Origin of the sequence: Exiguobacterium sp. OS-77 (assembly GCF_000414195.2) — a bacterium.
Classification (GTDB): domain Bacteria; phylum Bacillota; class Bacilli; order Exiguobacteriales; family Exiguobacteriaceae; genus Exiguobacterium_A; species Exiguobacterium_A indicum.
In genome coordinates this window covers 3,072,553-3,081,080 of sequence record NZ_DF239008.1, presented here as the reverse complement: position 1 = coordinate 3,081,080, position 8,528 = coordinate 3,072,553, and the positions used below count along the sequence as shown (strand labels likewise).

At 47.6% G+C, this 8,528-nt stretch carries 8 protein-coding genes; all 8 read left to right on the top strand.

Annotated elements, in window-relative coordinates; translation table 11 throughout:
- Positions 1-108: 108 nt before the first annotated feature.
- Positions 109-564, top strand: a complete 456-nt coding sequence (locus EXG77_RS15760) for a CtsR family transcriptional regulator (protein ID WP_023466578.1) — start codon at positions 109-111, stop codon at positions 562-564.
- A gap of 25 nt (positions 565-589) precedes the next feature.
- Complete coding sequence (locus EXG77_RS15755) at positions 590-1,018, top strand: hypothetical protein (protein WP_023466580.1); 429 nt, start codon at positions 590-592, stop codon at positions 1,016-1,018.
- Entirely contained in the window at positions 1,011-2,084 is a 1,074-nt protein-coding gene (locus tag EXG77_RS15750) for an ATP--guanido phosphotransferase (protein WP_023466586.1), read from the top strand. Before EXG77_RS15755 ends, EXG77_RS15750 begins: the two co-directional genes overlap by 8 nt.
- Positions 2,084-4,531: an ATP-dependent protease ATP-binding subunit ClpC gene (clpC, locus tag EXG77_RS15745; RefSeq protein ID WP_023466588.1), complete on the top strand. Its 2,448-nt coding sequence runs from the start codon at positions 2,084-2,086 to the stop codon at positions 4,529-4,531. Before EXG77_RS15750 ends, clpC begins: the two co-directional genes overlap by 1 nt.
- A 76-nt stretch (positions 4,532-4,607) precedes the next feature.
- Entirely contained in the window at positions 4,608-5,984 is a 1,377-nt protein-coding gene (gene radA, locus EXG77_RS15740; RefSeq protein WP_029343076.1) for a DNA repair protein RadA, read from the top strand.
- Between the two features lie 127 nt (positions 5,985-6,111).
- Positions 6,112-7,194: a PIN/TRAM domain-containing protein gene (locus EXG77_RS15735; protein ID WP_035399372.1), complete on the top strand. Its 1,083-nt coding sequence runs from the start codon at positions 6,112-6,114 to the stop codon at positions 7,192-7,194.
- Positions 7,195-7,326: 132 nt separating this feature from the next.
- A complete protein-coding gene (ispD, locus tag EXG77_RS15730; RefSeq protein ID WP_035399368.1) occupies positions 7,327-8,010 on the top strand; it encodes a 2-C-methyl-D-erythritol 4-phosphate cytidylyltransferase in 684 nt (227 codons plus the stop codon).
- Positions 8,011-8,012: 2 nt separating this feature from the next.
- Positions 8,013-8,495, top strand: coding sequence for a 2-C-methyl-D-erythritol 2,4-cyclodiphosphate synthase (ispF, locus tag EXG77_RS15725; protein WP_029343079.1), 483 nt, complete (start codon positions 8,013-8,015; stop codon positions 8,493-8,495).
- Positions 8,496-8,528: the final 33 nt, after the last annotated feature.

The following is an 8,528-nucleotide window of genomic DNA, read 5'->3' as shown; positions in this document are numbered from 1 at the left end:
GATCGGTCTTTTTGTGTTTTCTAAAAAGTCTTATCAGTTGCATTTCTTTTTTTAGATGATTACTATTAAATCAAACAATAGTCAAAGATGGTCAGAGAGGTGGTGCCAATGCAAAACATCACAGATATCATCGAAGCCTATTTAAAGCAAATTTTACACGACGAAAAGACGATTGAAATCAAACGTCAAGAAATTGCACAACGTTTTGACTGTGTTCCATCACAAATCAACTACGTCATTAATACTCGTTTTACGGTCGAAAAGGGTTATTTCGTTGAAAGTAAACGGGGTGGCGGCGGATACATTCGGATTCAAAAAATCGTTGTGCTCGATAGTCACGATCTATTAGACGAAGTCAGTTCATGGATCGGTGATCATTTGACGGAACAAGCTGCAGAAGATTATTTGATTCGTTTGATGAACGAACAATTACTGACGCGGCGGGAAGCTATTTTGATTCAATCGCTGTTGCAAAAAGAGAGTTTGCCAATGGCGGTCGAAGATCAACACCGGATGCGTGCCCACTTGATGCGGACGCTTCTTCAAACCATGAAGCGACTCTAGTCGTCGGACATTGGAGGAATGCACGATGCGTTGTCAACGATGTGGCGAACGAGAAGCAATCGTCCGTGTCAAACTTCCACAAGAATCGGAAACCGATGAAAAATTCTTATGCTCGGTTTGTGTGCGGGAGTTAGCACGTGAATATCAAGGGACGGCGTGTCCGTCTTGCGGTATGACCCGTCAACAATTGCTTCATCTTCGTAAAGTCGGTTGCCCGACTTGTTATTCATTTTTTAAAGACGAAGTCGACGGTATGGTTCGTCAGTTCCAACACGGTCATACGCAACATTATGGCTCACGACCTGATGAGGAATCCGTTGAAAAACGATTGAACCAGCAACTCAGTCGACTCAAAGAACAGCTCAACCGCAAAATCTTAGCAGAAGATTATGAAGAAGCAGAAGTCATAAAACAACAGATTGAGAGTGTCGAGGAGGATTTGCGTCATGTTTGAAGAGTTGCTCCAACACCCTTTAAGCGAATCGATGAATCAATCTTCTCCTTTTGACGACATCGTCGTTTCGACACGGATCCGATTGGCGCGTAATACGACACGTTACCCGTTCTCAACGATGTTGTCAGAAGCACAAGCCAATGCACTCATTGAAGAGACAGAACGCCAACTAAACGGGATGAAAGGGTTCCGGTTTGGTCGCGTCGATCAAGCAGATGTCCTGACGCGAACCGCTTTAGTAGAAAAGCATCTAATCAGTCCAGCGTTAGCGAGTCATCCGCGGACAGGACTCTTCATTAGTGAGGATGAGCAGATCAGTGTCATGGTAAACGAAGAGGATCATTTCCGAATCCAGACGTTATTACCGGGACTTCAACTTGAAGAAGCGTTTCGGATCGCAAAACAAGTCGATCGCTTGATCAGTGAACGATTTAAAATTGCTTTTGATGACACGCTCGGTTATTTAACGACGTGTCCGAGTAACGTCGGAACAGGTCTTCGTGCTTCCGTGATGTTGCACTTACCGGGACTGGTCCTGACGAATCAGATTCAAGGCTATATCAAACACTTACGACAGCTCGGATTCGCGATTCGTGGGCGTTACGGCGAGGGAAGCGATGCCTCTGGTCGCATGTTCCAACTTTCGAACCAACGGACGCTTGGGGCAAGTGAGGATATGCTGATCACGGACTATCAATTTGCCGTCGAAGCATTAATTGAAGCAGAACAGGCAGCACGAAAAGGATTATTGGAGATGTATCAAGAAGAACTAGAGGACAGACTATATCGTTCCTACGGTATCCTGACATCAGCTCGACTGATTACAGCGCGGGAAGCAACGGAACGACTATCGGATGTTCGCTTAGCAGACAGTCTGGGACTAGAGGTCAATCTTCCTCCAAATCTTTTTCATCAACTGCTCGTTTCATTACAAACAGGTTTTCTACAAAAGCATTTCGGGAAACAATTAACATCTAGAGAACGGGACATCGAACGGGCGAAACGAATCCGGACGATGTTAACCGAACAGACAAACAGGGATCACACACAAGGAGGTTTTGCATAATGATGTTTGGACGATTCACAGAACGTGCACAACGTGTATTAGCACTTGCTCAAGAAGAAGCAGTACGGTTGGGGCACCACAATATCGGAACAGAACACATTTTACTCGGACTTGTACGTGAAGGAGACGGAATCGCTGCGAAAGCCTTAACAGCACTCGGTCTCAGTTCAGATAAAATTCAGATGGAAGTCGAAGCATTGATCGGTCGCGGACAAGATGGTGCAACGACGATTCACTATACACCACGTGCGAAAAAAGTCATCGAGTTATCAATGGATGAGGCACGTAAACTAGGTCACTCTTACGTTGGAACAGAACACCTCTTACTCGGATTGATCCGAGAAGGAGAGGGTGTTGCCGCTCGCGTCTTGAATAACTTAGGCATCAGTCTTTCAAAAGCTCGTCAGCAAGTACTCCAGTTGCTCGGGAACAGTGAAACGACAGCAAACGCGTCGCAAGCAGGTTCAGGTGTCGCAACACCAACACTTGATGGTCTTGCTCGTGATTTGACACAACAAGCGCGCGAAACACGTCTTGATCCAGTTATCGGTCGTGCGAAAGAAATTCAACGTGTCATCGAAGTCTTGAGCCGCCGGACGAAAAATAACCCGGTCTTGATCGGGGAACCAGGGGTCGGTAAAACGGCTGTCGTCGAAGGTCTCGCTCAACAAATCATCAACAATGAGGTACCGGAGACGTTACGCAATAAACGCGTTATGGTACTCGACATGGGGACACTCGTCGCTGGTACGAAATACCGTGGTGAATTCGAAGATCGTTTGAAAAAGGTCATGGATGAGATTCGTCAAGCGGGGAACATCATTCTCTTCATTGATGAGTTGCATACATTGATCGGAGCGGGTGGAGCAGAAGGTGCGATCGATGCATCGAACATCCTTAAACCATCGCTCGCACGAGGCGAACTCCAGTGTATCGGAGCAACGACTCTTGATGAGTACCGGAAATACATCGAAAAAGATGCGGCACTCGAACGTCGTTTCCAACCGATCCAAGTCGCAGAGCCAACAACGGATGAAGCAACACAAATCCTATTTGGTCTTCGCGATCGTTATGAAGCACATCACCGTGTGACGATCACAGACGAAGCGATTCAAGAAGCCGTCACCTTGTCGGATCGATACATTTCAGATCGTTTCCTTCCGGATAAAGCGATCGATTTGATCGATGAAGCGGCATCGAAAGTTCGGTTGCGTTCATACACAGCACCACCGAACTTAAAAGAAGTCGAAGCAAAACTCGAGGGTATCCGTAAGGACAAGGATGAAGCTGTCCAAAGCCAAGAGTTCGAAAAAGCAGCAAGCCTCCGCGATACGGAACAAAAATTACGCGATGAGCTTGAGCGTTTGAAAGAGGAATGGCAGAATAAACAAGGCAACGAAAAACTTGAAGTCACAAAAGATGACATCGCACAAGTCGTTGCCAACTGGACAGGTGTACCGGTCACGAAGATCGCGGAAGAAGAGACGGATCGTCTCCTTCGCCTCGAAGAAATCCTTCACGATCGTGTCATCGGACAAAATGAAGCCGTTAAATCAATTTCAAAAGCCATCCGTCGGGCACGTGCTGGACTGAAAGATCCAAAACGTCCGATTGGTTCGTTCATCTTCCTCGGTCCTACTGGGGTTGGTAAAACAGAACTCGCCCGTGCGGTTGCCGAAGCGATGTTCGGAGATGAGGATGCGATCATCCGGATCGACATGTCAGAGTACATGGAGAAACATGCAACGAGCCGTCTCGTCGGTTCACCTCCAGGATATGTCGGTTACGAAGAAGGCGGTCAATTGACTGAAAAAGTTCGCCGGAAACCATACTCGGTCATCTTACTTGATGAAATCGAGAAGGCGCACCCGGAAGTCTTCAACATTCTCTTGCAAGTACTTGATGATGGACGCTTAACAGACTCGAAAGGTCGGACGGTTGATTTCCGTAACACGATCATCGTCATGACATCGAACGTCGGTGCAAGTGCCCTTAAACGTAATAAATATGTCGGATTTGCTGTTTCTGAAGATACGGATCGCGAATACAAAGACATGAAAGATAAAGTTATGGAAGAACTCAAACGGGCGTTCCGTCCAGAGTTCTTGAACCGGATTGATGAAACGATCGTCTTCCACTCACTCGAGAAACAACACATCGAAGAGATCGTGAAGTTGATGGCGAAAACCCTTGAAAAACGTTTGGCTGAACAGGAAATTCATTTCGAATTGACACCAGCTGCCCTCTCGAAGATTGCCGATATCGGATACGATCCAGAGTACGGCGCACGTCCAATCCGTCGTGCCCTTCAACGGGAAGCGGAAGACCGGTTGTCAGAAGCGTTGCTCGCAGGCGATATCCAAAAAGGAGAACGTGTTGCGCTTGATGTCGAAGAGAACGAATTCATCGTTCGCCGGAATCACGTGAGTTCTGCCGCAACGGAATAAGCACTGAGCACAGGGCCAGCTTTCGCACTTTCTGAGCGAAGCTGGTTCTTTTTTTGAAACAGAAAGGATGAATCGATTGGCTAAGTTAAAAACAAAATTCGTTTGTCAAAGCTGTGGGACCGAATCCCCGAAATGGATGGGACGTTGTTCAGGATGCGGGGAATGGAATACGATGGTCGAAGAAGTCGTCGAAGAAAAAAAAGGGCGGCGCGGTGCCGCTTTCGTTCATACGACGACAAAACAATTGAAGCCAGAGCGCCTCGCGAACATCGTCTCGCAAGAAGAGAGTCGTGTCTTTACCGGAAGTGGTGAATTCGACCGTGTCCTCGGAGGCGGTATCGTTCCAGGTTCGATGGTGCTTGTTGGAGGAGATCCGGGGATCGGGAAGTCGACGATCTTACTGCAGACGAGCGCACGTCTTGCCCAACGCGGCGAAAAAGTGCTCTACATCTCAGGAGAAGAATCGCTCAAACAAACGAAATTACGCGCGGAACGGCTTGGCTTACCGACACAGGATTTGTTCGTCCTGAGTGAGACGGATATGAACATGATTGAACGTGTCGTCGATGAAGAACAGCCACGTTTTTTAATCATCGACTCGATTCAAACCGTCTACATCGATGAAATCCAGTCCGCACCCGGGAGCGTGACACAGGTACGTGAATGTACGGCGATGCTGATGAAAATTGCGAAGAGTCGCGGTATTGCGATCTTCATCGTCGGTCACGTCACGAAACAAGGTTCGATTGCTGGACCACGTTTACTAGAGCACATGGTGGATGCTGTCTTGTATTTCGAAGGCGAACGTCACCATACGTTCCGGATTCTGCGTGCCGTCAAAAACCGATTTGGTTCAACGAATGAGATCGGAATTTTTGAGATGCGGGAGTCTGGTCTTGAAGAGGTCTTGAATCCGTCAGAAATTTTCCTCGAGGAGCGGACGTCCGGTGTATCCGGTTCGACGATTGTTGCTTCCATGGAAGGGACACGGACCGTCCTTGTCGAACTGCAAGCACTGATTTCACCGACATCATTCGGGAATCCAAGACGGATGGCGACCGGAATCGATCAAAATAAGGTGGCCTTATTGATGGCTGTTCTTGAGAAACGATCGGGTCTTCTCCTTCAGACACAAGATGCGTACCTCAAGGCAGCCGGGGGTGTGAAGCTTGATGAACCAGCGATTGACTTGGCGGTTTGTGTGGCAATTGCTTCTAGTTTCCGTGACAAGCCGACGCGTCCGACGGATGTCGTGATTGGTGAGGTCGGATTGACAGGTGAGGTTCGCCGTGTATCGCGGATTGAACAACGTGTAGCAGAAGCAGCTAAACTCGGTTTCACGCGGGCGATCATTCCGAAAAACAACTTAGGTGGTTGGACGTATCCAGACGGAATTACGGTCGTCGGTGTCGAGAGTGTGGACGAAGCATTACGTGAAACGATTCCGTTTTAAGCTGGAATGACGCAAAAAATGGGGGAACTGTAATGGATATGTAAACAGTTTCCCCTCCTTCCGGCGTAGGTAGTTCAAATCAGTACATGTTACAATGAACTTAAAATAAGCAAAGGAGGTGAGAAGATTGAAAATCGTCATTCGGGTATTTTTTGCATTACTCGGACTTGCCCTCGGGATTTTGTTGCTTCCTCAGTTCTTCCAATTAATTGAAACGGCAACGAATACGACATTCCCTGCATGGTTGATGAGCGAATACGTAACTGGAACGATTGGTGCACTCATATTCTTATTAATTGGATTATTCATTACGGATTCGGTAATTCGACTTCTCCGATTTTTAGAAGAACGACTCGTCAAAGCCCCAGTAGCAGATCTCTTTTTTGGAACATTTGGTTTGTTGATTGGGTTGGTACTTGCCTTCCTCGTCAGTACATTGATTGATTTGGTAGGTATTCCTGTCCTCAGTAACGTCTTAACGATCTTCGTGACCGCGTTATTCGGATATCTTGGCTTTACGGTCGGGTATCGTAAACGTCATGAATTGACGAAAATCTTCTTACGTAGTAACCAAAGTGAGAAAAAGGCGACGCCAGAAGTCGTCCCAGTTAAATCAAACAGCAAGGTACTCGATACGAGCGTCATCATCGACGGACGAATTACGGATATCACGAAGACCGGTTTCGTCGAAGGAAAACTGATCGTCCCGCAATTCGTCATCGGTGAGTTGCAGTACATCGCCGATTCTTCCGATACGTTGAAACGAAACCGTGGACGTCGTGGACTCGATGTCTTAAAAGAGTTACAAGAGATTCCTGGAGTCGAAGTCGAAATTTATGATGGCGATTTCGAGGATGTACCGGAAGTCGATATTAAGCTGATCAAACTCGCGGAACTCGTCAAAGGGATCGTCGTCACGAACGACTATAACTTGAATAAAGTCTGTGAAGTCCGACATGTTCCTGTTCTTAACATCAATGACCTGGCGAATGCCGTCAAACAAGTCGTCATTCCAGGAGAAGAGATGACCGTTCTTGTCATCAAGGAAGGAAAAGAACAAAAACAGGGCATTGCCTATCTCGAAGATGGGACGATGGTCGTCGTCGAAGGCGGAAAACATCTGATTTCGAAAACGATTGGCGTTGTCGTCACAAGTGTCTTGCAGACATCAGCTGGACGAATGATTTTTGCGAAACCACAAGAAAAATGAGACACTATGCCTAGAGAGACATCGAGAGGCATTCGGATAGACCCCGTAACGGATTCGATTTCATGATCGAGTCCGTTTTCGGTGTGATGGAATGGATCACGATGATCAGTGAGAGAGAAAAGAGGGAATGGGATGTCTACAGCCACATATCGCGTCGTCATCCCCGCTGCCGGTGCCGGTAAGCGGATGGGCGCAGATCGTAATAAATTGATGCTTGAACTAAGAGACCGTCCAATCATCGCTTGGACACTGGATGTCTTCGAGGCAGATCCGGCATGTACGGAAATTGTCCTTGCGATCAATCCACTAGAACAAGAATGGTTTACAAGTATTATCGCGTCTTATAAGACATCGATTAGACTTGTCGCGGGTGGTGCCGAACGTCAGGAAAGTGTTCTCCGTGGTCTTGAGGCGTTAGAAGGCGAAGGGATCGTTCTGATCCATGATGGTGCCCGACCGTTCATTTCACAAGCAGCGATTCATGCGGTCGTCCAAGCGGCAGCCCTAGACAAAGCGGCGATTCTTGCCGTGCCGATTAAAGACACGGTCAAACGGATTGAAGCGAACCACATCAGCGAGACCGTCCCGCGGGAACACCTGATGGCAGCCCAGACACCACAAGCGTTTGATCTTGCGACGATTCGTACGGTTCACGAAAAAGCGGCAACGAAATACCTAGGAACCGATGATGCAAGTTTGATAGAATGGGACGGAGGAAAAGTAACGATCGTCCACGGTCACTACGAAAATATCAAGATGACGACACCGGACGATCTGTGGTTCGGTGAAGCGATTCTAATGAAACGAGGGAAATGACGATGATTCGAATTGGACAAGGTTTTGATGTACATGCCTTTGCAGAGGATCGGAAATTGATTTTAGGCGGCATCGAGATTCCGCATACGAAAGGATTGCTCGGTCATTCGGATGCAGACGTCTTGTTACATACGATTGCCGACGCGGCACTTGGTGCGATCGCAGCGGGGGATATCGGAAAACATTTTCCGGACACGGATCCGGAATTCAAGGATGCCGATTCAGCAAAATTGTTGCAGCATGTCTACGCGCTCGTTAAACAACAAGGGTATGAGCTTGGCAACCTAGATGCGACAGTCATCGCACAGGCACCAAAGCTTCGTCCGTACATCGACACGATGCGTGCGCGGATCGCGGAATTACTCGAAGCGGACATTGAACAGATCAATGTCAAGGCAACGACGACGGAATGGTTAGGTTTTACGGGACGAGAAGAGGGAATCGCTTGTCAAGCAGTGATTCTACTGAAACGAATCGAAGAATAAGGTATACTAGATAAGCGAATTTTAGTCGAAGGA

Excerpts from the sequence above, each read along its gene's own strand:
- EXG77_RS15760 (WP_023466578.1), top strand. The coding sequence starts at position 109 with ATGCAAAACATCACAGATATCATCGAAGCCTATTTAAAGCAAATTTTA.
- clpC (WP_023466588.1), top strand. The coding sequence starts at position 2,084 with ATGATGTTTGGACGATTCACAGAACGTGCACAACGTGTATTAGCACTT.
- EXG77_RS15755 (WP_023466580.1), top strand. The coding sequence starts at position 590 with ATGCGTTGTCAACGATGTGGCGAACGAGAAGCAATCGTCCGTGTCAAA.
- EXG77_RS15750 (WP_023466586.1), top strand. The coding sequence starts at position 1,011 with ATGTTTGAAGAGTTGCTCCAACACCCTTTAAGCGAATCGATGAATCAA.
- ispD (WP_035399368.1), top strand. The coding sequence starts at position 7,327 with ATGTCTACAGCCACATATCGCGTCGTCATCCCCGCTGCCGGTGCCGGT.
- ispF (WP_029343079.1), top strand. The coding sequence starts at position 8,013 with ATGATTCGAATTGGACAAGGTTTTGATGTACATGCCTTTGCAGAGGAT.